General features: G+C 70.4%; 25 protein-coding genes. 12 read left to right on the top strand and 13 right to left on the bottom strand.

Features of this window, described 5'->3' with window-relative positions; translation table 11 throughout:
• Positions 1–46: 46 nt before the first annotated feature.
• Complete coding sequence (locus tag OO70_RS12990; RefSeq protein ID WP_043668726.1) at positions 47–907, top strand: SDR family NAD(P)-dependent oxidoreductase; 861 nt, start codon at positions 47–49, stop codon at positions 905–907.
• A gap of 64 nt (positions 908–971) precedes the next feature.
• Here OO70_RS12990 and OO70_RS12985 read toward each other — a convergent pair whose 3' ends face one another.
• The 3 genes from OO70_RS12985 to OO70_RS12975 form a co-directional block, all read right to left on the bottom strand.
• Positions 972–2,399 carry a cation:dicarboxylate symporter family transporter gene (locus OO70_RS12985; RefSeq protein ID WP_043668724.1) on the bottom strand — a complete coding sequence of 476 codons (1,428 nt, stop codon included), beginning with the start codon at positions 2,397–2,399 and terminating at the stop codon, positions 972–974.
• Positions 2,400–2,573: 174 nt separating this feature from the next.
• Positions 2,574–4,235, bottom strand: coding sequence for a peptide-N4-asparagine amidase (locus OO70_RS12980; RefSeq protein ID WP_324604852.1), 1,662 nt, complete (start codon positions 4,233–4,235; stop codon positions 2,574–2,576).
• Positions 4,236–4,245: 10 nt separating this feature from the next.
• On the bottom strand, positions 4,246–5,001 hold the full coding sequence (locus OO70_RS12975) for a L,D-transpeptidase family protein (protein WP_043668717.1): 756 nt from the start codon (positions 4,999–5,001) through the stop codon (positions 4,246–4,248).
• Positions 5,002–5,203: 202 nt separating this feature from the next.
• On the opposite strand from OO70_RS12975, the gene OO70_RS12970 reads away from it, so the two are divergent.
• The 4 genes from OO70_RS12970 to OO70_RS12955 all read left to right on the top strand — a co-directional run bounded on the left by OO70_RS12970 (position 5,204) and on the right by OO70_RS12955 (position 9,973).
• The gene (locus tag OO70_RS12970) at positions 5,204–7,039 is read left to right on the top strand and encodes an ABC transporter ATP-binding protein (RefSeq protein WP_043668714.1); all 1,836 of its coding nucleotides are present in this window, start codon (positions 5,204–5,206) and stop codon (positions 7,037–7,039) included.
• Positions 7,036–8,817 (top strand): ABC transporter ATP-binding protein, encoded by a 1,782-nt coding sequence (locus OO70_RS12965; RefSeq protein ID WP_043668712.1) that lies wholly within the window; start codon positions 7,036–7,038, stop codon positions 8,815–8,817. The genes OO70_RS12970 and OO70_RS12965 overlap by 4 nt, the downstream gene beginning before the upstream one ends.
• A 358-nt stretch (positions 8,818–9,175) precedes the next feature.
• Positions 9,176–9,652 (top strand): DUF5709 domain-containing protein, encoded by a 477-nt coding sequence (locus tag OO70_RS12960; protein WP_043668709.1) that lies wholly within the window; start codon positions 9,176–9,178, stop codon positions 9,650–9,652.
• A 51-nt stretch (positions 9,653–9,703) separates the two neighbouring features.
• On the top strand, positions 9,704–9,973 hold the full coding sequence (locus tag OO70_RS12955) for a type B 50S ribosomal protein L31 (protein WP_043668706.1): 270 nt from the start codon (positions 9,704–9,706) through the stop codon (positions 9,971–9,973).
• A 32-nt stretch (positions 9,974–10,005) separates the two neighbouring features.
• Here OO70_RS12955 and OO70_RS12950 read toward each other — a convergent pair whose 3' ends face one another.
• The gene (locus OO70_RS12950) at positions 10,006–10,797 is read right to left on the bottom strand and encodes a metal-dependent hydrolase (protein ID WP_043668704.1); all 792 of its coding nucleotides are present in this window, start codon (positions 10,795–10,797) and stop codon (positions 10,006–10,008) included.
• Between the two features lie 145 nt (positions 10,798–10,942).
• Between OO70_RS12950 and OO70_RS12945 the strand changes: the two genes are divergently transcribed.
• The gene (locus tag OO70_RS12945) at positions 10,943–13,456 is read left to right on the top strand and encodes a DEAD/DEAH box helicase (RefSeq protein WP_043668702.1); all 2,514 of its coding nucleotides are present in this window, start codon (positions 10,943–10,945) and stop codon (positions 13,454–13,456) included.
• Positions 13,457–13,475: 19 nt separating this feature from the next.
• Complete coding sequence (locus tag OO70_RS12940) at positions 13,476–14,342, top strand: acyl-CoA thioesterase (protein ID WP_043668699.1); 867 nt, start codon at positions 13,476–13,478, stop codon at positions 14,340–14,342.
• A 36-nt stretch (positions 14,343–14,378) separates the two neighbouring features.
• On the opposite strand, the gene OO70_RS12935 is transcribed toward OO70_RS12940, so the two are convergent.
• Positions 14,379–15,272, bottom strand: a complete 894-nt coding sequence (locus OO70_RS12935; RefSeq protein WP_043668696.1) for a DUF6397 family protein — start codon at positions 15,270–15,272, stop codon at positions 14,379–14,381.
• 126 nt (positions 15,273–15,398) lie between these two features.
• Positions 15,399–15,812 (bottom strand): roadblock/LC7 domain-containing protein, encoded by a 414-nt coding sequence (locus OO70_RS12930; RefSeq protein WP_043668693.1) that lies wholly within the window; start codon positions 15,810–15,812, stop codon positions 15,399–15,401.
• A gap of 92 nt (positions 15,813–15,904) precedes the next feature.
• On the opposite strand from OO70_RS12930, the gene OO70_RS12925 reads away from it, so the two are divergent.
• The gene (locus OO70_RS12925; protein WP_043668690.1) at positions 15,905–16,333 is read left to right on the top strand and encodes a PPOX class F420-dependent oxidoreductase; all 429 of its coding nucleotides are present in this window, start codon (positions 15,905–15,907) and stop codon (positions 16,331–16,333) included.
• 9 nt (positions 16,334–16,342) lie between these two features.
• On the opposite strand, the gene OO70_RS12920 is transcribed toward OO70_RS12925, so the two are convergent.
• The 5 genes from OO70_RS12920 to OO70_RS12900 form a co-directional block, all read right to left on the bottom strand.
• Positions 16,343–16,948, bottom strand: a complete 606-nt coding sequence (locus tag OO70_RS12920; RefSeq protein WP_043668688.1) for a GTP-binding protein — start codon at positions 16,946–16,948, stop codon at positions 16,343–16,345.
• Between the two features lie 182 nt (positions 16,949–17,130).
• The gene (locus OO70_RS12915) at positions 17,131–17,544 is read right to left on the bottom strand and encodes a DUF742 domain-containing protein (protein WP_043668685.1); all 414 of its coding nucleotides are present in this window, start codon (positions 17,542–17,544) and stop codon (positions 17,131–17,133) included.
• A gap of 22 nt (positions 17,545–17,566) precedes the next feature.
• Positions 17,567–18,004: a roadblock/LC7 domain-containing protein gene (locus OO70_RS12910; RefSeq protein WP_043668683.1), complete on the bottom strand. Its 438-nt coding sequence runs from the start codon at positions 18,002–18,004 to the stop codon at positions 17,567–17,569.
• Complete coding sequence (locus tag OO70_RS12905; protein ID WP_043668680.1) at positions 18,001–20,523, bottom strand: sensor histidine kinase; 2,523 nt, start codon at positions 20,521–20,523, stop codon at positions 18,001–18,003. Before OO70_RS12905 ends, OO70_RS12910 begins: the two co-directional genes overlap by 4 nt.
• Before the next feature lie 51 nt (positions 20,524–20,574).
• Positions 20,575–21,348, bottom strand: a complete 774-nt coding sequence (locus OO70_RS12900) for an MHYT domain-containing protein (RefSeq protein ID WP_043668677.1) — start codon at positions 21,346–21,348, stop codon at positions 20,575–20,577.
• 152 nt (positions 21,349–21,500) lie between these two features.
• Between OO70_RS12900 and OO70_RS12895 the strand changes: the two genes are divergently transcribed.
• The gene (locus OO70_RS12895) at positions 21,501–22,100 is read left to right on the top strand and encodes a class I SAM-dependent methyltransferase (protein ID WP_043669084.1); all 600 of its coding nucleotides are present in this window, start codon (positions 21,501–21,503) and stop codon (positions 22,098–22,100) included.
• A gap of 13 nt (positions 22,101–22,113) precedes the next feature.
• Here the strand turns inward: OO70_RS12895 and OO70_RS12890 are convergent, their stop codons facing one another.
• On the bottom strand, positions 22,114–22,869 hold the full coding sequence (locus OO70_RS12890) for an alpha/beta fold hydrolase (protein WP_043668674.1): 756 nt from the start codon (positions 22,867–22,869) through the stop codon (positions 22,114–22,116).
• Between the two features lie 122 nt (positions 22,870–22,991).
• Between OO70_RS12890 and OO70_RS12885 the strand changes: the two genes are divergently transcribed.
• The 3 genes from OO70_RS12885 to OO70_RS12875 all read left to right on the top strand — a co-directional run bounded on the left by OO70_RS12885 (position 22,992) and on the right by OO70_RS12875 (position 25,003).
• Positions 22,992–23,516: a PadR family transcriptional regulator gene (locus OO70_RS12885; protein ID WP_043668671.1), complete on the top strand. Its 525-nt coding sequence runs from the start codon at positions 22,992–22,994 to the stop codon at positions 23,514–23,516.
• A 125-nt stretch (positions 23,517–23,641) separates the two neighbouring features.
• Positions 23,642–23,938 (top strand): hypothetical protein, encoded by a 297-nt coding sequence (locus OO70_RS12880; RefSeq protein ID WP_043668667.1) that lies wholly within the window; start codon positions 23,642–23,644, stop codon positions 23,936–23,938.
• 135 nt (positions 23,939–24,073) lie between these two features.
• Positions 24,074–25,003, top strand: coding sequence for a hypothetical protein (locus tag OO70_RS12875; protein ID WP_043668664.1), 930 nt, complete (start codon positions 24,074–24,076; stop codon positions 25,001–25,003).
• A gap of 272 nt (positions 25,004–25,275) precedes the next feature.
• Here the strand turns inward: OO70_RS12875 and OO70_RS12870 are convergent, their stop codons facing one another.
• Positions 25,276–25,458 (bottom strand): hypothetical protein, encoded by a 183-nt coding sequence (locus OO70_RS12870; RefSeq protein ID WP_043668661.1) that lies wholly within the window; start codon positions 25,456–25,458, stop codon positions 25,276–25,278.
• Positions 25,459–25,536 lie beyond the last annotated feature (78 nt).

Below are 25,536 nucleotides of genomic sequence, written 5' to 3'. Positions count from 1 at the left end.
GCGCAACCGAGTTGCACTAATAACGAAACAGTGTTTTGCTAGCTGCATGACTCAGACATGGTTCATCACCGGTTCGTCCCGCGGCTTCGGCCGCAACCTCACCGTCGCGGCCCTGGAGGCCGGCGACCGAGTCGTCGCCACCGCCCGCAAGCCGGAGCAACTCGACGACCTCGTGGAGAAGTACGGCGACCGCGTCCTGCCCGTCGCGCTCGACGTCACCGACCGGACGGCAGCAACAGCCGCTCTACAGGCGGGAGTCGACCGCTTCGGCAGGATCGACGTGGTCGTCAACAACGCCGGATACGCCAACCTCTCCCCGGTCGAGACGACCCCCGAGGACGACTTCCGCCGCCAGTTCGACACGAACTTCTGGGGCGTCTACAACGTCTCGACGGCTGCGCTCCCGTTCCTCAAGGCGCAGGGCGCGGGCACGGTCGTACAGTTCTCGTCCGTCGGCGGCCGGGTGGGCGGAAATCCCGGGCTCGGGTCTTACCAGGCGGCGAAGTTCGCGGTCGACGGCTTCACCCGCGTCCTCGCGGCCGAGACCGCGCCGTTCGGCATCAGGTACCTCGTCGTGGAGCCGGGAGGCTTCGCGACCGACTGGGCCGGTTCGTCGATGCAGATCCCGGAGGTGGCGCCGGAGTACGACGAGACGGTCGGCGCGCTGATCCGCCTCTTCGATGGTCCCGTGACCGCCGCGGGCGACCCGAAGCGCGCCGGGGAGATCCTGGTGCGACTCGTCAAGCAGCCGACCCTCCCCTCCCACCTACTCCTGGGAGTCGTCGCCGTCGAGATGGCGCAGAGCTACTCACGCGACCAGATAGCGCAGGCAGCCGCATGGGAAGCGGTGAGCCGCTCGGCCGACTTCGACCAGGACTACCCGGTCGACCTCGTCGACCAGGCATAGGAAAACGGGCCGCGACTCCCCACCGTACCGATGGACACAGGAGCCACGGCCCGCCACAAAGCGGTCAACTGGCCTCGGAGGCAGTCTCCTTGACGACCTGAGCGGGAATCCCCGCCTCTTCCGGCACGCCTTCTTCGTCCACGCCGTCCACTACGGCTTCCTCTACGACTTCTTCCGCTACGACATCTTCCTCTACGTCCGTGATCTCGCCGTCGAGGACCTTCTTCGCCCGCTCGATGTCCAGGGCGCCCTCCCAGCGGGAGACGGCGAAGACGGCGACGCAGTTGCCGAGGAGGTTGGTGACGACGCGCATCGAGTCCATGATGCGGTCGACGCCGAGGAGCAGGGCGACGGCTCCGGCCGGGATCGCACCCAGGGAGGAGGCGGTCGCGGACAGGGCGAGGAAGGCCGAGCCGGGGATGCCGGCCATGCCCTTGCTGGTGAGCATGAGGACCAGGACGACGGTGATCTGCTGGCCGAGGCTGAGGTCGACGCCGACGGCCTGGGCGATGAACAGCGTGCCGATGGAGAGGTAGAGCGAGGCGCCGTCGAGGTTGAAGGAGTAGCCGGTGGGCAGCACCAGGCCGACCGCGTCGTCCCGGGCGCCGGCCTTGCGCAGCTTCTGCATCACGCGCGGCATGACGGACTCGGTGGAGGCGGTGCCGAGCGCGAGGAGCATCTCCTCGCGGATGTAGCGGAGGAACTTCCAGAGGCTGAGCCCCGTGACCAGCCGCAGCGCGACGGCGAGCAGGGCGACGAAGAGCGCGGCGGCGACGTAGCACAGGATGATCAGCTTGGCGTAGGTCTTGATGACGCCGAGCCCGTACTGGCCGACCAGGACGGCCATCGCGCCGAACACGGCGAGCGGGGCGAGCCGCATGACGAAGCCGACGATCGCGAAGATGATCTCCTGGGCCTGCTCGATCGCGGGCAGGACCTGCGGCACCTTGGTGTGGCCGAGGTGGAGCAGCGCGGCGCCCACCAGGCAGGCCAGGATGAGGACTTGGAGCAGTGAGTTCTCGGCGAAGGCGCCGATGAAGCTGGTGGGCAGCGCGTTGACGATGAATTCAGTCGTCGAGGGCAGCGAGCCGCCGCCCGTCTTCGCGTCCACCGCCGAGGTGTTGAGCGTGGACGGGTCGACGTGCATCCCGGAACCGGGCTGGACGACGTTGGCGAGGACCAGACCGATGATCAGGGCCGCGGTGCTGGCGACCTCGAACCAGATCAGCGCCTTGAGGCCGATCCGGCCGAAGGCCTTGAGGTCACCGGCCTTGGCGATGCCGACGACGACCACGCAGAACACGAGCGGCGAGATGATCGTCTTGATGAGCCGGGTGAATCCGTCGCCGAGGGGCTGAAGGTCCGTGGCCACGTCCGGCCACAGCTTTCCGACGAGGATTCCGAGGACGAGCGCGCAGGCGACCTGCGCGAAGAGTGAGGTACGCAGTATGCGTGCGACGCGTCGCGGCAGAGGCGGGACGGACGGCGGCACGGGCACTCCTTGAGGGGGGACGGTCGTTCGCGGAAGTCGAATGGGGGCGACTTCTGCGATACGGAAAGCGGCTTCCAGATGGACACTTTGAAGCCGTTGTTGATCGTCCGGAAAACCTCCGTGTGACGGCCGTGTAAATCACGCACCGGGGTGACGCGTCGCACGCACGACGACTCAGCAGCCGCTGCGGTCCTCGGTGAGCACCCCCTGCACGGTCTTCAGCGAACGGTCGTAGCAGCGGCCCGAGCCGTACAGCCGATAGCGCTCACTCGACGTCCCGACGGCGTGCCGCTGGTCACGGGGCACGCCGAGCGTGTACGTCGCGTCCCCGCTGTAGGTGTCGTCGAGCCGCGACCACCCGGTCCGCCGCCCGTCCCGCGTGTCGACGACGGCCGCCCGGTCGCCCAGCGCGAGAACGGTACGCAGCCGGTCGTCCGTCCCGATCGACGTCTCACCGTTCATCGTGTACGTCCGATGCGTGGACGTCGTCCGCGCCGGCCCACGCCCGTCCACGGTCACCGACTCGTCGTCCGTCCAGGTCGCGTCGAGCCCGTCCGTGTTCTCGCCGTCGGTCCAACGGTGCACGGAGGTGTTCGCGAGTGTCCGGTCGACGGTGGTCGTCACCCGGCCGTGCGAGGTGTCGACGTACCCGGAGACGGTCAGCCGATGCCCCGCCTCGGTGTCCACACGCTCCTCCGAACCGGGCGTGTACGTCGAGGAGTTGGCGATCTCGCCCGCCCGGTCGACGGTGAGCTTCCCGGTGACCTGGGCGCGCTGCGCGTCCTGCCAGACCAGCACGTTCACCGGCGCGCTCCACCCGCTCTGCCCCTCGGGCACGCCCACCACGGAGACGTCGATGTGGTGCGGGCGGCCGTCGTCGAGCAGTCCGGCGAAGGGCGTGAGGTCGTATTCGATCGGCTTGACGTCAAAGGCGCGCGGGCCCGGAATGACGTACCAGAGAAAGGGATCGGACCAGCCGCCGGTCCACACGTTCGGGAACGGCGCGGCGATTCCGGCGAGTTGGCCGTCGACCTTGATCTGGACCTCGCGGTAGGGGCCCTTGTCGGCCTGGCAGGAGTACGGCGCCGAGTCGGGCACGGCGAGGTACCAGAACTCCTCGCAGCCGCCGCCGGATCCGGTGGCGTACACCTCGGCGACGATGCGTTCGCTGTTGCGCGGGGTGGTGAGCGTCGAGTCGGAGGCGAGGGTGAGGACGCGGTCGGGGGTCTGCGCCGCCGCCGGTCTGCCCTCGTAGAACGTCAGCGTGGCCTTGACGCCGATGACGCCGGTGTAGGTGTCGTCGACGACGTTGCCGATGAGCATCTCGACGTCCTGCGTGCTGCGGAAGGTGGCGCTGTAGCGCGTGACGTCCTTCTCGACGGACCACGCGATGCCGTCGGGCGAGGGCTCCGGTGTCGACGTGCGCAGGATCTCGACCCCGCCGACGTGCAGATAGCCGAGGCGGTCGTACTGCCGCCCCTTGACCGTGCCGTCGAGACGCAGCACCACCTTGCTCCAGCGGTCACCGCAGGCCTTGGGCGGTGTGTAGGTGCCCTCGTACGGGGTGAAGTCGCGGAACTCGGTGTCGGCGAGGGTGACTTGGCAGGACTTCGTGGCGGGCTTGGCGATGGGCGGGGCCGCGGTGAGGGGGTCGTGCCAGTCGGTGCCGAACTCGGCGGGGACGTCGGTGACTTGGGCATTCGTATCGGCCGCTTGAGTCTGGGTGTCGACCACTTGGGTCTGCGTCTCGGCCGCCTGGACGGGGCTCGCCCCGAGGAGGGTGCTCGCCAGGAGGGTCGCCCCGGCGAGCATGGACATGACTATCCGGTTTCTCATGGGCGGTGTTCTACCCCTTGAGGTCCGCCCTGTCCCCCATCAGCACCACGGGATGCTGCTCCGGGTCGAGTGTGCGCAGCAGGTACTCCATCGCTTCCTTGGACAGACTGACGCAGGCCGACGTACCGCTGCCGTGGTCCAGGTGCAGCCAGATCCCGCCACCCTTGTCCTCGCCCTCGGGCTGTTCCGCGTCGTCGGGCGGGGTGCCCGGGACGCGGTTGTAGTCGATGGCGATGACGTAGTCGAAGTCGTGCCAGTGCGACTCGTCCCAGTCGCGCGGCGCCTCGTACGACTCGTCCTGGGAGTACGGGAGGGCCGTTCCCGGGTCGTCGAGCACACCGCCCGCTGCGGTCAGCGTGAACACGCCGACGGGGCTGCGCCGGTCGTCGAGGTGATGGTCGAGGGTCCAACCCTTCTTGCCGTTGTGCGCGGGCCAGCTGCGGGTCCGGTCCCAGGTGGAGCCGCGTCTGGTGAACAGCACGGCGGTGGAGTCCGGGGAGTCCTTGCCGTCACCGTAGACCGCGAGGACCTGGCGTGTGTCGGCGGGGATGTCTCGGTGGAGTCGGTCACCTACGTCCGGGATGCGGGTCCGGTCGGGGGTGGCGGCGGCCGCTCTCGGATGGGCCGCCGGGGCGCCGGGTCTGCCTTGCCGACCGTCGGGGTGTCCCGTGTGCGCGCTTCCGCACGCGGTCAGGGTCGTCATCGTCAGGAGGGAACCGAGAGCCGCCATCGCGACCATCGCACGTCGTGTGCCGCCACTCTGCATCGGCCCATGCTCACATCGCATTCAGTGACATTGGGTGAGGTCACGGACATCTCTCCCCCGATGGGTGAACGCCGGTTCTGACCCCCGGCGAGGAAAACCGCTTGCTTCCGACCACGCTGCGACGCGAACCTTTCACGGTTTGTTGCCGCACTCCGCGGTTCCTTCCTCCTCCTTCCCGCCTGACAAGAGCCACTGGGACGTCATGCAGATTCAAGACCTTCCGTATCCCGACCCGGGTGTGCCGGACGCGCGCTCGGGGCCTCGGTTCCTGTGGTGGCTCGGCCGGAATCAGCTCCGTGGCCAGTTCAAGGCCCTGGCCTGGGGACTGCTGCACTTCGTGTCCGTCTCCGCGCTGCCGTTCTGTGTGGGGTTCGCCGTGCAGGCCGTGGTCGACCGCTCCGGGAGCCGGCTGGCCCAGACCGGCGGGCTGATGGTGCTGTGCGGGGCGGGCATCGCCGTGGGCGACACCTTCCTGCACCGGGCCGCCGTCACCAACTGGATCACGGCCGCCGCCCGCGTCCAGCAGCTCCTGGCCCGCCAGGCCGCCCACCTCGGCTCGGCGCTGACCCGGCGGGTCGCCGCCGGTGAGGTCGTGGCCGTGTCGACGGGTGACGTCGAGAAGATCGGCTGGTTCGTGGAAGCGCTGTCCCGCTTCCTCGCCGCCGCGCTGACGATCGTCATCGTGTGCGTCGGCCTGTTCGTCTACCAGCCCGCGCTCGGTGTCGTCGTCGCGGTGGGCGTGCCCGTGCTGGCGATCTCCGTGCTGCCGCTGCTGCCCCGCGCCACCCGGCGTGCCGACGTGCAGCGCGAGAAGGCGGGCCGCGCCACCGAACTGGCCTCCGACACCGTCGCCGGACTGCGGGTGCTGCGCGGCATCGGCGGCGAGGAACTGTTCCTCGACCGCTACCGCCGTGCCTCGCAGGAGGTGCGCCACGCGGCCGTGCGCAGTGCCCGGATGTGGGCGATCATCTCCGCGATCCAGGTGCTGATGCCGGGGCTGCTGCTGATCGCGATCGTCTGGCACGGCGTGCAGCTGGCCCGCCAGGGCCGGATCACCGTCGGCGAACTGGTCACCATCTACAGCGCGGTGATGGTCATGTCCTATCCGCTGCGGCACTTCGAGGAGATCGCCATGGCGTACTCCTTCTCCCGGCCCTCGGCGAAACGCGCCGCGCGTGTGCTGTCCCTGGAGCGGGTCACCGACACCGTGGGAACGCGTGCGGCCGAGGTGCCCGCCGGGGACCTGTACGACCCGGACACCGGTCTGCTCGCTCCTTCCGGCCGGCTCACCGCAGTGGTGTGCGGCGACCCCGACGCGGCAGGGCGGCTGGCGGAACGCCTCGGCGGACACCCGGCCGAGGCGGGCGTCTCCGTGCTCCTGGACGGCGTACCGCTCGACGAACTCCCCCTCGACTCGGCGCGCACCGCCGTCCTCGTCCAGGACAAGGACCCGGTACTGCTGTCCGGTTCGCTGCGCGAACTGCTCGACGTGCCCGCCTCGGGTGCGGTCGGCGCCGAGGAGGCCCTGGCCGCCGCGCAGTGCGGGGACGTGCTGGTGGCGCTCGTCCAGGGGTCGCTCGACACCGAGGACCCGATGGACGCCCGCATCACCGAACGCGGACGCTCCCTCTCCGGTGGACAGCGCCAGCGGCTCGCTCTGGCGCGGTCGTTGATCACGGACCCGGAGGTGCTCGTCCTGGACGAGCCGACCTCCGCCGTCGACTCCCACACCGAGGCCCGGATCGCCGACGGCGTACGGGAGTTGAGGGCCGGCCGGACCACAGTGGTGTTCACCACCTCGCCCCTGCTCCTCGACCACGCGGACCGGGTCGTCCTCGTGCACGAGGACGAGGTCGTGGCGGTCGGCACCCATCGCGACCTGCTCCACAGCGAGCCCCGGTACCGGGCCGTGGTGACGCGCGAGACCGAGGACGAGGCCGAGGCCGCGAGGCACGACGAGGCTCCTCTCCGGGGTGCCTTGGACGACGACGAAGCCGCTCTGCGGAGCGCACTGGAAGAAATCGAGGAAAGCGCATGATCGGCGTGGCGCCCCCGGCGTACGACCCGGCGGCCCCGACCACGGCCAGCACTCTGCCGGTCGGCGCCCCCGCGACCGTACGCGCCTACGTGTCCGAACTGTTCGAGCGGCACCGCCGCGCCTTCCTCGTCCTCGTGAGCGTGAACACGGTGGCCGTGATCGCCTCGATGGTGGGCCCCTATCTGCTCGGCGACCTCGTCGAGCGGGTGTCGGACGGTGCGCGGGAACTCCATCTGGGCCTGACCATCGGGGTGTTCGTGGTCGCGCTCGCCGTCCAGGCCGTGTTCATCCGGCAGGTGCGGCTGCGCGGCGCGATGCTCGGCGAGCGGATGCTGGCCGACCTGCGCGAGGACTTCCTCGTACGGTCGGTCGGGCTGCCCCCGGGCGTCCTCGAACGGGCGGGCACCGGCGACCTCCTGTCCCGCATCACCACCGACATCGACCGGCTCGCCAACGCGATGCGCGAAGCCGTGCCGCAACTGGCGATCGGTGTGGTGTGGGCGGTGCTGCTGCTCGGCGGTCTGGTCGTGACCGTGCCACCGCTGGCGCCCGCCGTGCTGATCGCTGTGCCGGTGCTGGTGATCGGCTGCCGCTGGTACTTCAAGCGCGCACCGGCCGGCTACCGCTCCGAGGCCGCCGGGTACGCCGCCGTGGCCGCGGCCCTCGCCGAGACCGTGGACGCCGGCCGCACCGTCGAGTCCCACCGACTCGGCGACCGGCGCATCGCCCTCTCGGAGCGCCGAGTCAAGGAGTGGACCGCCTGGGAGAACTACACGCTCTGGCTGCGGTCGGTGCTCTTCCCGGTCATCAACGTCACCCATGTCACGGTGCTCTGCTCGGTCCTGATGCTCGGCGGGGTGTTCGTCCTCCAGGGCTGGATCGGGGTGGGCGAACTGACGACGGGCGCCCTCATCGCGCAGATGCTCGTCGACCCGGTGAACCTGATCCTGCGCTGGTACGACGAGCTCCAGGTCGCCCAGGTCTCGCTGGCCAGGCTGGTCGGCGTCCGCGACATCGAGCCGGACGCCGGGGACGCCACCTTGTCCCCCGAGGGCCGGGACGTGCACGCGGACCGGGTGCACTTCGGCTACATCGAGGGCGTCGACGTGCTGCGCAAGGTGTCCCTGGAGGTCGCGCCCGGCACCCGGCTGGCCCTGGTCGGCCCCTCGGGCGCGGGCAAGTCCACCCTGGGCAGGCTCCTCGCCGGCATCTACGCGCCCCGGGACGGCCGGATCACCCTCGGCGGTGCCGAACTGTCCCGGATGACCGCGGAACACGTCCGCTCCCACGTGGCCCTCGTCAACCAGGAGCACCACGTCTTCGTGGGCTCCCTGCGCGACAACCTCCTGCTCGCCCGGACCGACGCGGCGGACGCCGAGCTGTGGGCGGCGCTGGGCGCGGTCGACGCGGACGGGTGGGCGCGGGCGCTGGACGAGGGCCTGGACACCGAGGTCGGCTCGGGCGGGCTCGCGCTCACCCCGGCCCAGGCCCAGCAGATCGCGCTGGCCCGGCTGGTGCTGGCCGACCCGCACACGTTGGTCCTGGACGAGGCGACCTCGCTCCTCGACCCGCGTGCGGCCCGTCACCTCGAGCGCTCCCTGGCCCGTGTCCTCGACGGCCGCACGGTCGTCGCGATCGCCCACCGCCTGCACACCGCCCACGACGCGGACGTCATCGCCGTCGTCGAGAACGGCCGCATCAGCGAACTGGGCAGCCACGACGAGTTGGTGGCGGCGGAGGGGGCGTACGCGGCGCTGTGGCGGTCGTGGCACGGGTAGCTCCGCTGGTGGAGCGGTGACTGACCTGGGGGTCGGTCGGGGGGGGGCTGGTCGGGGAGGGGGTGACTGGTCTGCGGGTCGGTGAGGGCCGGTCGGGGAAGGACGTGGCTTGGCTGCGGGCCGGTGGGGGCTGGTCGCGCAGTTCCCCGCGCCCCTTTCTGGGCGCTGTACCGCACCGGAGCCGGACGCGTGCCGTTGCGCGCGGGGGAAAAGGGGTGGAAGGCTGGGGAGCGGCACCGGTTCGGGGAGTGCCCGGGAACCCTGTGGTTCGTGCCGGGCGCCGCCTGTGCCCCGCACAGCGGCGACCCGCCGCCGACCGCGGTGAGAACGGGCCGGTCCCCACCACCTGGAGGTACCTGTGAACAGCGCCGACGGATGGGGAGACGACGTCTACCAGCCCGACGGATCCGAGGTGCAGGACGACGCGGGTCTGCTCGACGCGGAGGACACCCTGGTGGCCGACGGCGTCGAGGATCCCCTCGACCGCGGCTGGTCCCCACCGGACCGCCCCTGGGCGGTGGAACACGACGGTGTCACAGCCGCGGAGCGTCAACACGGGGAGACGCTCGACCAGCGCCTCGCCGAGGAGGTCCCGGATGTCTCCGCGTCCGACGGCGACGGCCTCGGCGACTCCGAGGACACCGACGGCGAACTCCGGGACTTCGAGGTCGGCGACACCCGCTCCGGTCGGCTCGTGGCACCCGACGAAGGGGCGCACGAGGACGAGGAGAGCGGCCTGATCGCCACGGACGTGGGCATCGACGGCGCGGCCGCCTCCGCCGAGGAGGCCGCGATGCACATCGTCGACGAGGACGAGGACTCCCTCTACGGCTGACCTCGCCGCCTCTTCGCCGTCACCGACATCCCCGCCGCACGAGGAGCAGCCATGCAGCAGGACAAGCAGCCCGACTACCACCCCGTGGTCTTCCGGGACCGCGCCGCCGGATACGCCTTCCTGACCCGGTCCACCGCGACCAGCGAACGGACCATCGAGTGGGACGACGGCGAGACCTACCCGGTCGTGGACGTGGAGATCTCCTCGGAGAGCCACCCCTTCTACACCGGCAAGGCCCGGACGGTGGACACCGAGGGTCGCATCGCCCAGTTCGAGCGGCGCTACGGCGGCGGGGCGGGCCAGGGTTCCGACGGGGCGTAGGCCACTGCCCGCGCCGGAACGGGGGTGGGCGCTCAGATCACGTTGAGCGCCGCCGCGCAGCCCACTCCCCCGAGCAGTATGAACACCGGCATCAGCACCTTGAGCTCGACCCAGCTGCCCGCGCGGAACCGCATCACCTTCGGCGGCCCGATCGGGTACCAGCGCCTGCGGCCCAACGGGATCGGCCACAGGATCGGGCAGCCGGAGACGGTCAGCGCGTCCCCGATGTCGTGCACCAGCGCGCCCAGCACGACGGGCAGGCCCAGCCACAGGTACTGGTGCTGGTCCGTGAACAGCCAGTCCGAACCGTTGCCCGGCTTGTCCAGCACTCCGGCGAGGATCCACGCGCTGGTCGCCGCCAGCAACCACACCAGGATGTCGCTGCTGGAGCCGCGGGCCGCCCGCCACAGCAGCCCCTCGATGGCCAGCACCATGTGCACGAAGAGGATCGCCAGCACTCCCCAGCGACCGCCCAGGATCGCCACGGCCGCACTCCCCGCCCCGATCATGACCGCCCACAGCCAGGTGTGGGTGAGGGTGCGGTGCCCGCCGTTGCGGCGCGGGTCGCCCTGCTTCCTGGTCCCCTTGTAGACGGCGTACGAGAGCTTGTCGACGACCTCGCACACGCCCCGGGAGAGTGGTCCGAAGGCCCGCGAGATGGTCGCCGCCTTGTGGTCGAGGTCCGGGGCGAGCGCGGCGCCGGCACAGATCAGGGCGCCGACCAGGATGACCGGCCAGGGCATCGGGTGCCCGGCGGCGGCGGTCGCGGCTCCGACGCCGAGCCAGGCCGCCGCTCCCGACAGTGAGTGTGCTGGTCCCATCATGGCCGTTCCCCGCCCCATTCCTCTTACGCCGCCGGTCAGTTGCTCGGGTGCCCTGACACTCTGTCGGCGCCACAGCGTAGCGGTAGCGATCTTCGTCCCCGCAGCCGATTCCCCCATCGGCCACGGCGCCAGGCAAGATGGGGTCGTGACCCTCATCGACCAGTTGCCGCCGACCGCAGATCCCGACGCCCTCTACGAAGCCTTCGAGTCGTGGGCCAAGGAGCGCGGTCTCACGCTCTACCCCCATCAGGAGGAGGCGCTGATCGAGGTGGTCTCCGGTGCGAACGTGATCGTGTCGACGCCCACCGGCTCCGGCAAGAGCATGATCGCCGCCGGTGCGCACTTCGCCGCGCTGGCCCGGGACGAGGTCACCTTCTACACCGCCCCGATCAAGGCGCTGGTCTCCGAGAAGTTCTTCGAGCTGTGCAAGATGTTCGGCACCGAGAACGTCGGCATGCTGACCGGCGACGCGTCCGTCAACTCCGACGCCCCCATCATCTGCTGCACCGCGGAGGTTCTCGCGTCGATCGCGCTGCGCGACGGCAAGCACGCGGACGTCGGCCAGGTCGTCATGGACGAGTTCCATTTCTACGCGGAGGCGGACCGCGGCTGGGCGTGGCAGATCCCGATCCTGGAGCTGCCGCAGGCGCAGTTCATCCTGATGTCGGCCACGCTCGGCGACGTCGCGATGTTCGAGAAGGACCTCACGCGGCGCACCGGGCGCCCCACTTCGGTGGTCCGCTCGGCGGTCCGGCCGGTGCCCCTGTCCTACGAGTACCGGCTGACCCCGCTCACCGAGACGCTGACCGAACTGCTGGAGACCAGGCAGGCGCCGGTCTACATCGTGCACTTCACCCAGGCGCAGGCCGTGGAGCGGGCGCAGGCGCTGATGAGCATCAACATGAGCTCGCGCGAGGAGAAGGACCAGATCGCCGAGCTGATCGGAAACTTCCGCTTCACCACCAAGTTCGGCCGCAACCTCTCCCGTTACGTACGGCACGGCATCGGTGTGCACCACGCCGGCATGCTGCCCAAGTACCGGCGCCTGGTGGAGAAGCTCGCGCAGGCCGGTCTGCTGAAGGTCATCTGCGGCACGGACACGCTCGGGGTGGGCGTCAACGTGCCCATCCGCACAGTGCTGTTCACGGCACTGGCCAAGTACGACGGCATCCGCGTGCGCACCCTGCGCGCCCGTGAGTTCCACCAGATCGCGGGACGCGCCGGACGCGCTGGCTTCGACACGGCCGGTCTCGTGGTCGCCCAGGCCCCCGAGCACGTCGTCGAGAACGAGAAGGCGCTCGCCAAGGCGGGCGACGACCCGAAGAAGCGCCGGAAGGTCGTCCGCAAGAAGGCGCCCGAGGGCTTCGTCGGGTGGACGGAAGGTACCTTCGAGAAGCTCATCACCTCCGATCCGGAGCCGCTGACGTCCCGGTTCCGGGTCACGCACACGATGCTGCTGTCGGTGATCGCCCGCCCCGGCAACGCCTTCGACGCGATGCGGCATCTTCTCGAGGACAACCACGAGCCGCGCAAGCAGCAGTTGCGGCACATCCGGCGCGCGATCGCCATCTACCGCTCGCTCTTGGACGGCGGCATCGTCGAGAAGCTCGACACCCCGGACGCCGAGGGCCGCATCGTGCGCCTCACCGTCGACCTGCAGCAGGACTTCGCCCTCAACCAGCCGCTGTCGACCTTCGCGCTCGCCGCGTTCGAGCTGCTGGACCCCGAATCCCCGTCGTACGCACTGGACATGGTGTCCGTCGTCGAGTCCACGCTGGACGACCCGCGCCAGATCCTGGCCGCCCAGCAGAACAAGGCGCGCGGCGAGGCAGTGGCCGCGATGAAGGCGGACGGCGTCGAGTACGAGGACCGCATGGAGCGCCTCCAGGACGTCAGCTACCCCAAGCCGCTGGAGGAGTTGCTCTTCCACGCGTACGACACGTACCGCAAGAGCCACCCGTGGGTCGGCGACCATCCGCTGTCCCCGAAGTCCGTGATCCGTGACATGTACGAACGGGCCATGTCCTTCACGGAGTTGACCTCCTACTACGAGCTGGCCCGCACCGAGGGCATCGTGCTGCGCTACCTCGCCGGCGCCTTCAAGGCCCTCGACCACACCGTCCCGGACGACCTCAAGTCCGAGGACCTTCAGGATCTGATCGCCTGGCTCGGCGAGATGGTGCGCCAGGTCGACTCCAGCCTGTTGGACGAGTGGGAGCAGCTGGCCAACCCGGCCGAGATGACCGCCGAGGAGGCCCAGGAGAAGGCCGACCAGGTCAAACCGGTCACCGCGAACGCGCGTGCCTTCCGGGTCCTGGTGCGCAACGCGATGTTCCGCCGGGTGGAGCTCGCCGCGCTCGACCATGTCGAGGAGCTGGGCGAGTTGGACGCCGAGGCGGGCTGGGACGCGGATGCCTGGGGCGAGGCGATGGACAAGTACTGGGACGAGTACGAGGACCTCGGCACCGGACCCGACGCCCGCGGGCCCAAGCTTCTGCTCATCGAGGAGGAGCCGCAGCACGGCCTGTGGCGCGTTCGGCAGATTTTCGCCGACCCGAACGGCGATCATGACTGGGGCATCAGCGCGGAGATCGATCTCGCGGCCTCCGACGAGGAGGGCCGTGCGGTCGTCCGCGTCACCGACGTCGGCCAGCTGTGAGCACAGGAGAATCCCACCCATGACGAACCCGGCAGAGCGGCTCGTCGACCTGCTCGACCTGGAGCAGATCGAGGTCAACATCTTCCGTGGCCGCAGCCCGCAGGAGTCCCTGCAGCGGGTCTTCGGCGGCCAGGTGGCGGGCCAGGCGCTGGTCGCCGCCGGGCGCACCACCGAGGGCGACCGGCCCGTGCACTCGCTGCACGCGTACTTCCTGCGCCCCGGCCGGCCGGGCGTGCCGATCGTGTACCAGGTCGAGCGGGTGCGGGACGGGCGGTCGTTCACCACCCGTCGGGTCACCGCCGTGCAGCAGGGCCGCACGATCTTCAATCTCACCGCCTCCTTTCACAAGCCTGAGCAAGGTCCGTTCGAGCACCAGCTGCCGCCGGCCCGCGAGGTCCCGGACCCGGAGTCCCTGCCGACGGTGGCGGAGGAGGTCCGGGCCCATCTGGGCGCGCTGCCGGAGCAGTTGGAGCGGATGGCTCGGCGTCAGCCCTTCGACATCCGGTACGCGGACGGGCTGCGCTGGAGCGCCGAGGAGATCAAGGACGCCGAGCCGCGCAGCGCGGTGTGGATGCGCGCGGTCGGGCCGCTCGGCGACGATCCGCTGGTGCACACCTGCGCGCTGACGTACGCCAGCGACATGACGCTCCTGGACGCCGTCCGTATCCCCGTCGAACCCCTGTGGGGACCGCGGAACTTCGACATGGCCTCCCTCGACCACGCCATGTGGTTCCACCGGCCGTTCCGCGCGGACGAGTGGTTCCTGTACGACCAGGAGTCCCCGATCGCGACGGGCGGCCTCGGTCTGGCCCGCGGGCGCATCTACGACAGGGAGGGCCGCCTGCTCGTCTCGGTCGTCCAGGAAGGGCTGTTCAGAGCGCTCTAGCCACAGCGCTCCGCAGCCATGCGTGAGCGCCGTGACTCATGCGCTTCTGCGACGCAGCCAACCCAGCACTCCGCGTGATCGCTCGGGCTCCCGCGCCGGCTCGTGCGGCTGCTGGCTCAGGGACGGCGGCGGTGCGGCCGGTTCGGAGATGGGCCGTGGTGCGGGGCGGTGAAGCCGTGCCTCGTCCAGCACCTGGGTCAGATCCGCCCGCAGCCAGCTGATCTCGTCCGGGTCGGCCGCCGTCATGATTCGCTCGGCGAGGTGGGCGGCGGGCGAGCCGGGAGCCCCATGGGCGGGCGGGTCCGGCCGGAACCTGTTCAAGTAGGCGCGCTCGTAGGGGTCCTGGACGATTTCGGCGATCTGGACGGGGTCGAGCAGGGCGGCCAGGGCTCCGGCGCGCTCCCACGGGCCGTCGGCCTCGCGCAGCAGGAATCCCAGATGGCGTCCGCGCCAGTTGCGGGGCCGTAGATCCAGGCCCGCTTGCAATTGGTCCCGCAGTCCCTCCGGCGTGCGGCCGTTCAGCAGCGAGGTGTGGTTCTTGTCGGTGGCGAACTGCCGTAGTTCTTCGGCCAGATAGAGCCAGACCACGGCCCGGTAGCGGTTGAGGTAGAACTTCACCGGCACCACGAGTCCCAGCCGGGCGAAGCGGGTGAACCTGGCGGAGGTGATCTCCATGAGGGCCGCGCCGTCCGTGGTGCCCACGGTCCTGACACTTTCCAGGAGTGTTTCGGGGAACCGGTCCGCCGAGCGCAGTCGGTCGATCTCGGTGCGGGCGACGCGCCGACCGCCGCCCCCTTCGTCAGGCACGGTGCGGATGCGTCCGAGGTGTACCGCGAGGTCGAACTCGCCTCGCTTGAGCCCCAGTTCTCGTGCCGCGCGACTCGGCGTGCACGAGACGTCGGACGGTTTGGTGATGGTGTTGCCTGCCATTGTCAATCTCCCCCGCGGAGTCTGCTGCTCACGCTGTGTGCGCTCGCGATGAACAAACCGTAGCCGGATCGGCGGATCTCGTGGCAGGCCTGTGGATAACTCCGCGGAAGCTGACGAATTCGCAGGTCAGAGCTCTGTGACGGGGGTTCGCTCGGGCTGTCGGGCGTCCACGCCGAGGTGCTCGCCGACGCGGTTGACGAGGAGCGTCATCTCGTAGGCGATCTGGCCGATGTCCGCCTCCGCGCCGCTGAGGACGCACAGACAACTGCCGCTGCCCGCGGCGGTGACGAACAGGACGGCATCGTCGAACTCGATCATCGTCTGCCGCACCCCGCCCGCGCCGAAGTGGCGTCCCGAGCCCTTGGCCAGGCTGTGCAGTCCGGACGAGACGGCGGCGAGATGTTCCGCGTCCTCGCGGCGCAGTCCCGTGCTCGCACCCGTCACGAGTCCGTCGTTGGACAGGACGAGAGCGTGTCGTACGTGCTCGACGCGTTCGGTCAGATCGTCCAGCAGCCAGCTCAGTCCCTGGTTCTGCGCCATGTTCCGGCCTCCCCGTGTCGCGTCTCCCCCTGGCCGGAGGATCTCCCGTCAGCCTTCACCACCTCCCTCGCCCGGGCAAGGAGGATAGGGGCATGGCACAGAAGATGACCGACGAGGAGTGGCGGGCGTTCGTCTCGCACGGTACGCGCACCGGCAAGCTGTCGACCGTTCGCGCCGATGGGAGCCCACATGTGGCGCCGATCTGGTTTCTGCTCGACGGGGACGACGTGGTGTTCAACACCGCGAAGGACACCGTAAAAGGGCGCAATCTGGCCCGTGATGGGCGAGTCGCCCTCTGCGTGGACGACGATCGGCCGCCGTTCGACTTCGTGGTGTTGCAGGGGCGCGCCGAGTTGTCGGAGGAGCCGGGCGAACTCCGGTACTGGGCCGCCCGGATCGGGGCCCGGTACATGGGCGAGGAACGCGCCGAGGAGTTCGGTGCCCGCAACGGGGTGCCGGGGGAACTCCTCGTCCGCGTCAGGATCGAGAAGGTCCTGGCGCAGAAGGGCATTTCGGAGTGAGATGCCCTGTCAGCCCACCGAGTCGAGCATGCGGGCGGTGTGCATCCGCCCGGCGTACTCGACGAGTCGGATCAGCACCTCCTTCCCCGAGTCGCGGTCACGGGCGTCGCAGAGGACCACCGGTGTTCCCGGGTCGAGGTCCAGTGCGCGGGAGACGTCGCGGGCGCCGTAACTGCGGGCGCCCGCGAAGCAGTTGACGGCCACCACGAACGGGATGTGCCGGTGCTCGAAGTAGTCGACCGCGGGGAAGCAGTCCTCCAGTCGCCGGGTGTCCGCGAGGACCACGGCCCCGAGGGCGCCCTGCGACAGTTCGTCCCACAGGAACCAGAAGCGGTCCTGGCCCGGTGTGCCGAACAGGTAGAGGGAGAGGCCTGACCTGATGGTGATGCGGCCGAAGTCCATGGCGACGGTCGTCGTGACCTTCTGGTCCACGCCGTCGGTGTCGTCCACCAACTGGCCGGCCTCGCTGAGCAGTTCCTCGGTGCGCAGCGGCCTGATCTCGCTGACCGCGCCCACCATGGTGGTCTTGCCCACGCCGAATCCGCCGGCGACCAGGATCTTCAACGCCAGGGCGGTCGTCTCGCCGCCTTCGGCATCGGAGTGCTCGGAGACCATCGATCACTTCTCTCGGGAGTGCCGGCAACGCTCGACGTCCGTAGGTACGCATCTTGGCAAGTGCGGCCTCAACCGGGGAGGTTGGACCACTATTTGTCCGATGTGACCGCCTCGCACCCGTTCGGTGTGCGAAAGGGTGCACAAGTCGGTGTCGTAGGCGTTCGAGTGGTTCTGAAGTTTCATCACAGTGCCCGAAGTCCCTCGATCACCTCGCGCAGAATCCGCTCGTCGGGCAGCTGCGCGGGCGGTACCGGACGGCTGACGGTGACGCAGCCGAGCTCCAGGAGGTCGCCGAGGAGCACCCTGACCACCCCCAGGGGGAGGTCCGCTCCGGCGGCGAGTTCGGCGACGGACTGCGTTTCCGTGCGGCACAGGTCGATGAGGGCCCGGTGCTCCGGTCCGAGCCCGGTGTCGTCGTCGAAGTCGGGTGCGCCCACATCCAGCGTGACGAGCGCGATCAGGTCGAAACGCACCCCTGTAGGGCCTGGTTTGGTACGTCCGCCCGTCATGGCGTAGGGGCGGACGAGAGGCCCGGCTTCCTGGTCGTACCACTGGCTGCCCGGCTCGTGCGGGGCGCCGGTCATGTCCTCGGTCATCTGAGCGGACCCCACTCTCGCCTCATCCGGCGACGGGCGGCCGCGCACCGACGCGCGGCGGCGTGTAGAGGTGCTCGCCCACGCGCTTGACGAGCCGTGCCATCTCGTACGCCACCAGGCCTATGTCGGCGGTCACGGCGGTGAGGACGGCGAGGCAGGAGCCGTCCCCTGCGGCGGCCACGAAGAGGAACCCGTCGTCCATCTCCACCATGGTCTGCCGCACTCCACCGGCGCCGAAGTGCCGCCCCGCGCCCTTGGCCAGGCTGTGGAATCCGGAGGCGACCGCGGCGAGGTGTTCCGCGTCCTCGCGTTCGAGGTCGGTGGACGCGCCGATGGCGAGGCCGTCGTTGGACAGCACCACGGCATGCCGCACTTCGCTCACGCGCAGCACCAAGTCGTCCAGCAGCCAGTCGAGTTCGCCGGACCGCTGGGCGGCCCTCATGCTCGGGTCCTGGATCATGCGGGGTCTCCTTCGCTGCTGTCGCTGCCCGTTGCGGGGCCTGGGGTGGCACCGCGTCCCGGGTGCCTGCCGCCGCCGCGCGTCCAGCCTTCGCGGTAGGCCGCCATCCGGTCCCGTACGACCTCCGGTGTGCGGTGTTCGTGGCGTGGGGCCGGCGCCGGTTCCCGTTCCGCTGCGGGCTGTTCGCGGAGTTGGGGAGCGAGGTTCGCCTGGCGTACGCGGCGTGGCAGGTCGTCGCTGTCCTCGGATTTTTCGGTGTCCTCGGGAGGACGGTGCAGGCGCAAGGTGGTGACTCCGGGAGGCGGGGTGTCGTTCACCGGTTCCGCCGCGGCCCGTGCGGCGGCCGCCAGGGCGGGCCGGTCGGCCGAGGCCGGGACGGACTCCTGGTGCTGGGCGGCGGTGGGCACACGCGCGTACTCGCGTTCCACGGCCCGCTCTCCGTCCTCCACGGCCGCGCGCGGCGTGCGTTCGGCAGCACCGCCGTGCAGCAGCGTCGTCGGCAGCAGGACGACCGCTGTCGTACCGCCGTAGGGCGAGGTCCTCAGGTGCACCTTGATGCCGTGGCGGGCGGCGAGCCTGCTGACCACGAAGAGGCCCAGCCGGTCGCTGTCGAAGAGGTCGAGGGCCTCGGACTGCTCGATGCGGCGGTTGGCCTCTCCCAGGGACTCCTTGCCCATGCCCAGGCCCCGGTCCTCGACCTCGACGGCGTAGCCGTTGCCGACGGGTTCGCCGGAGACACGCACGCGTGTGTGCGGCGGCGAGAACTGGGCTGCGTTCTCCACGATCTCGGCGAGCAGATGCGTGAGGTCGGCGACGGCCGCGCCGACGACAGCCGCCTCGGGGAGTTGGCGTACCTCCACGCGCGCGTAGTCCTCGACCTCGGAGACGGCGGCGCGGACGACGTTGGTCAGGGAGACCGGCATGCGCCAGGCCCGGCCGGGTGCCGCTCCGGAGAGGATGATCAGGCTCTCGGCGTGCCGTCGCATACGGGTGGTCAGGTGGTCGAGGCGGAACAGGTCGCTCAGTTCGTTCGGGTCCTCGGAGCGGCGCTCCATGCTGTCCAGCAGGCTGAGTTGACGGTGCACCAGGACCTGGCTGCGGCGGGCGAGGTTGACGAAGACCCCGGAGATGCCGCTGGCGAGTTCGGCGCGTTCGACGGCGGCGCGCAGGGCGGCTCGGTGCACGGTGCCCAGGGCCTCGGCGACCTGTCCCGTCTCGTCCTCGGCGGGCGGCCCGGGCGGGGCCTCCGCCCTGATGTCGATCTCCTCCCCCGCGCGCAACCTCCGCATGGCCTCAGGGAGTTTGTGGCGGGCGATCCCCAAGGCGTCGTTGCGCAGACTCACCAACTCGACGACGAGACCGCGTCCGATGCGCACCGAGATGACGAGCGACGCGATGACGGCCGCGAGGCCGAGCAGGACCGCGGCTCCGGCGGCGGTGAGCAGCCCGCGGGCGAACGGATCGGCGCGGTCCGCGACGCCGCTGCCCGCGTCCTCCTCGATGGTGCGCATGCCGTCCTGCACGCGTGCGTGCGCGTTGTTCCAGATGGTTTCCGGAGCGGCCGCGATCGCCCGGGAGGCCGAGTTGGTGGCGAGGACCCTGTCCTCGACGGCGCCGACCGTGGCGTAGGCGCTGGTGTCGGCGAGGTTCTGCCAGGCGGCGCGTTCGGAGCCGCTCAGATCCTCGACGGCGGAGTCGGTGAGGGTGCGGCGGGTGTCGACGGCGCCGGTGAACAGCCTCAGTCGCTCCCCGTCGAGTCGGCCGTCGAGTCGGGCGGCGGCGAGTACCGCGTCCTCCTGGGACAGTGATTCCCCGGCCCGGGAGAACTCGAGCAGCACGCGCGCGTCGGATCCGAGGTCGGCGTCCTGGATTCCGGTGAGCGCCCCGCCCACGGCGAAGGCCGTCGAGATGGTCTTCGTGTACTGCCCGTACGTCTCGTCCCATCCCGCGCGGTGCCCGAGCACATCGGCTCGCAGTGACCGCAGTTGCTCGGCTCCGGTGACGAAGGTCTTCAGTCGTAGGGCGACTCCGGCCGGCAGTTCTTCGCTGTCGGCGACCGTGTTGTCGTTGCCGAGCCGCAACCGGGCGACGGCCCGGTCCGTGGTCGCCGCCAGCTTCTTCAGGTCTCCGCTCGGCTCCGCCTCGGGGTCGGCCGCATAGCTCACCGCGGCCGACCGCTCGGCCTGTAGCGCGGCGACGGCCGCCGCGACGGGGCTGCGCACCTCGGAGTCCACGCGCTGCAACTGTCGTAGCCGGGCGACGTCCTGGGCGGTGCTGACGGTGGCGTACGCCCACAGGGCGAGCAGGGAGACGACCGGCACCATCAGGAGGCAGACGATCTTGGCTCGTACGGTGCGGGGGCGTATCCGCCATCGTCCCGCGCGCGGGGGCATGTCGTCCGGCGGGGCGTCGAGGGGCTCGTCGAAGAGTTCGTCGGCGGGTGGTCCGGCGTGCGCGCGACGACCGCGCACGGGCGGCGTCTCGGCGCCGGCTGTCGGGGTCCTACGGGGGGTACGCATGGCCTCCTCGCTCGGAAGTGTGGTTCTCAGGGGCGGGCTGCGCGGGCCGGGCTAGCGGGCGACGCTCTCGAGCGGCCGCTGGGCCGAGGCGGTTGCCTCGCGTTCTCCTGTCGTGGGCGACAGCGCGACGAACGCCGAGGTCAGGAACAGGTAGGACCCGAGGCCGACGGCGAGGGGGAAGATGAACTGCATCGCCGTGGCCCCGGGCAGGACCGCCCCTGACGGCGTGACGTGCACGCGCACCGCGAACATGCCGGTGTAGTGCATGCTGCTGACGGCCGCCCCCATGACGAGGGAGGCGGCGGTGACCGCGACGGGCGACTTGATGTTGAGGGCCGCCCACAGGGCCGCCGTCGCGGCGACGACAGCGATGAGCACGGAGAGTCCGACGAGCATCGGGTCGTAGCTCACGTCTCCGTGGAGCCGCATCGCCGCCATGCCCAGGTAGTGCATGCTCGCGACGCCCAGTCCGGTGGTGAGGCCGCCGAGGAAGAGCGCGCGGGCCCGGTCGCGGCCGTAGCCGACCGCGAAGACGCCCGCGCAGACGACGACCATGGCGACGAGGAGGCTGAGCATGGTCAGTGGCACGTCGTAGCGGATGTCGGTGCCGCTGACGCCGAAGCCGAGCATCGCCACGAAGTGCATGGTCCAGATGCCGGTGCCGAGCGCCGAGGCCGCGGTGATGAGCCAGTTGCGGCGCGAGCGGCCGGTGGCGCCGAGCGCGCGGACGGTGCAGCGCAGCCCGAGTGCGGCGCCCATACAGGCCATCACGTATGACAGCACGGGTGTCAGCCAGCCGAAGGTGGCGTGGTCCAGGTGTCCCATGACCAGGGGACGCTAGTGGGGGCATGGGCGCACAAAGGGGGCGCATTTCGAAAGGTGTTGCAATATGACGCAGAGAGGTACGTGAACGACCACGTCACGCTCGAACGTGTGCGCCGAAGCGTCATCCGTGTCGGTGAGGGATCATGCGGAACATGAGCGACGACCACACACATGTCCAGGAGTTCTTCGGCGCACGGGCGGCCGACTGGGACAGCCGCTTCCCGGACGACGGCCCCGCCTACGCCGCCGCGGTCGCCGAACTCGGCCTGCTCTCGGGGGACCGTGTGCTCGACGCGGGGTGCGGGACGGGGCGTGCGCTGCCGCCGCTCCGTGCGGCCGTGGGGCCGTCGGGAGTGGTGGTCGGGGCCGATCTGACTCCGGCGATGCTGGAGGCCGCCGTACGGGCCGGACGCGGCCGTGAGGGGCACCTGCTGCTCGCCGACGTCGCCGCGCTGCCGCTGCGGTCGGAGTCGCTCGACGCCGTGTTCGCGGCAGGCCTGATCGCGCACCTGCCCCAACCGGAGGCGAACCTGCGGGAGTTGGCACGTGTGGTGCGCCCCGGCGGCACGCTGGCCCTGTTCCACCCGATCGGCCGGGCGGCGCTCGCGGCCCGTCAGGGACGGCGGATCACTCCGGACGACCTGCGCGCGGAGCCCAATCTCCGTCCGCTGCTGGCCGGTTCGGGGTGGCGCATGACGTCGTACGCCGACGAGGACGCCCGCTTCCTCGCGCTGGCCGTGCGCGAGGGCTGAGCCCGCGCGCGGGTCACACGCCTCCCGCGACCGCCGCCGCGAAGGCGTCGGGGTTGTCGAACATGACGTTGTGCCCGGCACCGGGCACGGTCACCACGCGCACGCCTGCCGCTTCCAGGCCTTCGCCGCCGGGAAGTTCACCACTCAACTCGCCCTGGAGACACACGCGGTCGATCGCGAGCCCTTCGAGGATCGTGCGCATCACCGGATCGGATCCGTGCCGGAGCCCGACGGCGGTACGGTGCAGGGCTCGCGGGTCGGCCAGTCGCATGGTCGCCGCCCACAGGGGGCCGACCTTCTCCAGCACGCGCGCGTACCCGCCGTCGACGAATTCGTCCTCCCCGTAGGAGGCGATTCCACTGCTGCCCACCGTGGCCGGCGGAAAGGCGTCCAGGTTGGCCTCCGTGAGGACCAGCCGGGAGACGAGTTCGGGGCGACGGTGGGCGAGCACGACGGCGACGGCACCGCCCATGCTGTGCGCGATCAACTCGGCACGGGTGACACTCGCCGCATCCAGAACGGCCGCCAGCGCGTCGGCATGGTCCTCAAGCGTGTAGCCGAAGTCTTCGGGCCGGTCGCTGATGCCATGCCCGGGCAGGTCGACGAACAGACTGCGCCGGCCCGCGAGTTCAGGGCGGGCCGCGATGTGCGCGTGGTACACCGTCGACACGGACCCCAGCCCATGCACATAGACGCGCGCGGGTTGTGCACCCGGCGCCTCCGTCCAGCGGATGCAGCTCCCCTTGCCGTCGAACTCGGCCTGCTTCATCGCGCCCTCCTTGGCACCGTTCCCGCAATCAGCATCCCCAGGAAGATACCTCGCAACCGATGTATAGCCAAGACGAGGTATGCGAAGGGCGATGTACACCGCCGATGCGACAGAATGCGGGCATGCTGGAGCTCGCCATCCTCGGTTTCCTCTACGACGCCCCCCTGCACGGCTATGAGCTGCGCAAACGCATCACCGCGCTCGCGGGTCACGTGCGGCCCGTCGCCGAGAGCACGCTGTACCCCGCGATCAAGCGACTGGAGAAGGCGGAGCTTCTGGCACGGACCACCGAACCCGGCGCGGTCGCCGCCCCGCGTCACGTCCTGACGCTCACCGAAGAGGGCAGGCACGAACTGCGCCGCCGGCTCACGGAGCCGCCCCAACGCAACATCACCGACGAGAACCGCTGGTTCACGGTCCTCGCCTTCCTCAGACACCTCGACGACCCCACGGCCCAGGCGGCCGTACTACAGCGCCGACTGGCCTTCCTGGAGGAGCCCGCGAGCTTCTTCTACGACGGTGACCGGCCGCTGCACGCCGAGGAACTTGACGACCCCTTCCGGCGCGGGATCCTCACCATCGCACGGGCCACGACCCGGGCCGAACTGACCTGGCTGCGCGCCACGTTGGACTCGCTAGACAGCTGACCCACGTCTGCGAGGCACACTTCACCGAACCGTTCCCCTGATGACGCCGCAACTCCAACTCCAGGTTGGGTAGGAGTAGATGGACGGTCGGCGACAGAAAACCACGCAGGGGGAAGGTGGTCAGCATGTTCGGCAGGCCCCGCAAGACCTTCGCCAGACTTCGCACCTCCGCGCGCGCGAAGGCCAGCAGCGGCCCGGCACGGCGCCCGCACAATCTGTTCGAGGCCGCGGCCGTCTACGTCTCGGCCCGCGCGGAGGACGACCAGGACCGGATCGACGAGGCCACGGGCTGGGTGTCGCCGGAGGCGCTGTCCTTCGGGGTCAGCGAGCTGGCGTGCCGGGCCGTCGTGGCGCTCGCCAGGGAGCGGGACGAGTCGCCGCGGACGGTGGCCCGGGCACTTCTTGGGCTCCCTGTGGCCTGACACTTCGGGTTACCGGTGGTCATTTCGCCCCGTCCAGCCGGAAAACTGCAGCTCCGGGTGTACTTGGGAGTCGTGACAAGCGGCTTCCGCGCACACTAGGGTGCGCGCGGTTGGACGAACGATGGGGAGGCTGGGATGGCCGACACGGATGAAGAGGCCGTCGCCGCCGAGGACGATGCGCTTTATGTGCTCACGGCGGTGCTGCTGACGCCGGCGAAGTTCCCGAGCGTGCTGGGCGACGACTATTCGGAGGCCTGTGCGGCGCTCGGTATGGCGCCGCTCGCCGACGGGTACGGCCTGGTGCTCGGCCAGGACGGCGACGGTGCGCGGTGGACGGTCGTCATCGACGACGTGTCGCTGGTCGCGGTCGCCATCGCGTCCTGGGACTGCGGCATGGAGTACGACCTGTCGCCGAGCGAGCGCACGGTGGTCGCCGCCCTGCCGGGCTGGCCGCTCGCGGTCGCCGTCGCGGCGCCGAACGTGCCCGCGCCGCACGATCCGGACCCCGAGCTCGTGGACGGGCCGCCGCTGGCTCCCCCGGACACCACGACCTGGGGTCCGGCGCAGCGACGTCTGGGTGCCGACGAGATCGCACTGCAGTGGGCCCTGTGGCGGGAGCAGATCGACGACTCGGCCTTCCCGGCTCAGGACGACGGCGCGGGCGACGCGTCGAAGGCGGACAAGGCCACCTCCGACAAGGCCACCTCCGACGACGCTGCGGACACGGCCGCCGAGACGGACGTGGCGTCGTCGGACGACGACACGTCGGACAGCGCCGAGGAAGGCACCCAGGCGGGCCACAGCGGGGTCCGGCGGGTACTGACGGAGCTCCGCGCGTACGTGGACACCCCGCCGCCCCTGGGGCGCGTCAGGTCGTCCTTCGCACCGGGTGAGGCACGCACGCTGCGTGCCGACGGCCCCGGTTGGTCGATGGTGGCCCGCACCGACGACATCGCGTTCGTCCTGCTCGACGACGAGCCCGGCGAAGTACTGCCGGTCGGTCGGGGCCCCGAACTGCCCGGCCTACTGGAGGCACTCGACAAGCTTGCCGTACGGCCGAGTTGAGCCGTTGGGCGCGGCTCCGGACGTCGGCGGGACGGGCGGAGCGTCGCTCGCCCGGGTCGACGTCGGCGCTCGTCCAGGTCGGTGGTGAGCCGGGCGGCGGCACACACACGCGCGCGTGGACGACAACTTCCCGTACGGACGAGGCGCACCCCAGGCCGAACGTCACCGCCCTCAACCGGGCGCCGTCCGCAGGACTGTCGTCGGCAGTCCCGCGGACGGTGCTGTGCTCTGCTCCTGTGCGCCGGGCGGGAACCCAGTGGGGTCTCGCTGCGTCAGCGGCCGATCTCCTTGCCCGCGACACGGCGCAGCCGACGCCGCTGGGACGGGTCGAGCGTGAGATATGCGGCCGTCGGCACTCCCACGACGATCAGGAATGAGACCCACCAGGGCAGCCAGATCAACAGGATCAGTCCGACCGCCACACCTCCTACGGCGATCTTCGCGTTCTTCGACATATGTCGCCTCCTCCGCGGCCGCAGCCGCTCTCTGAACTGAAAACGGGTCCGCGCTTCCCACGGTTCCGGATCGCGACC

It is taken from the genome of Streptomyces xylophagus (assembly GCF_000716435.1).
In the GTDB taxonomy this organism is placed as follows: Bacteria; Actinomycetota; Actinomycetes; order Streptomycetales; family Streptomycetaceae; genus Streptomyces; species Streptomyces xylophagus.
Note: the sequence above shows the minus strand (reverse complement) of the source record. Positions and strands in the feature narration are given on the sequence as shown.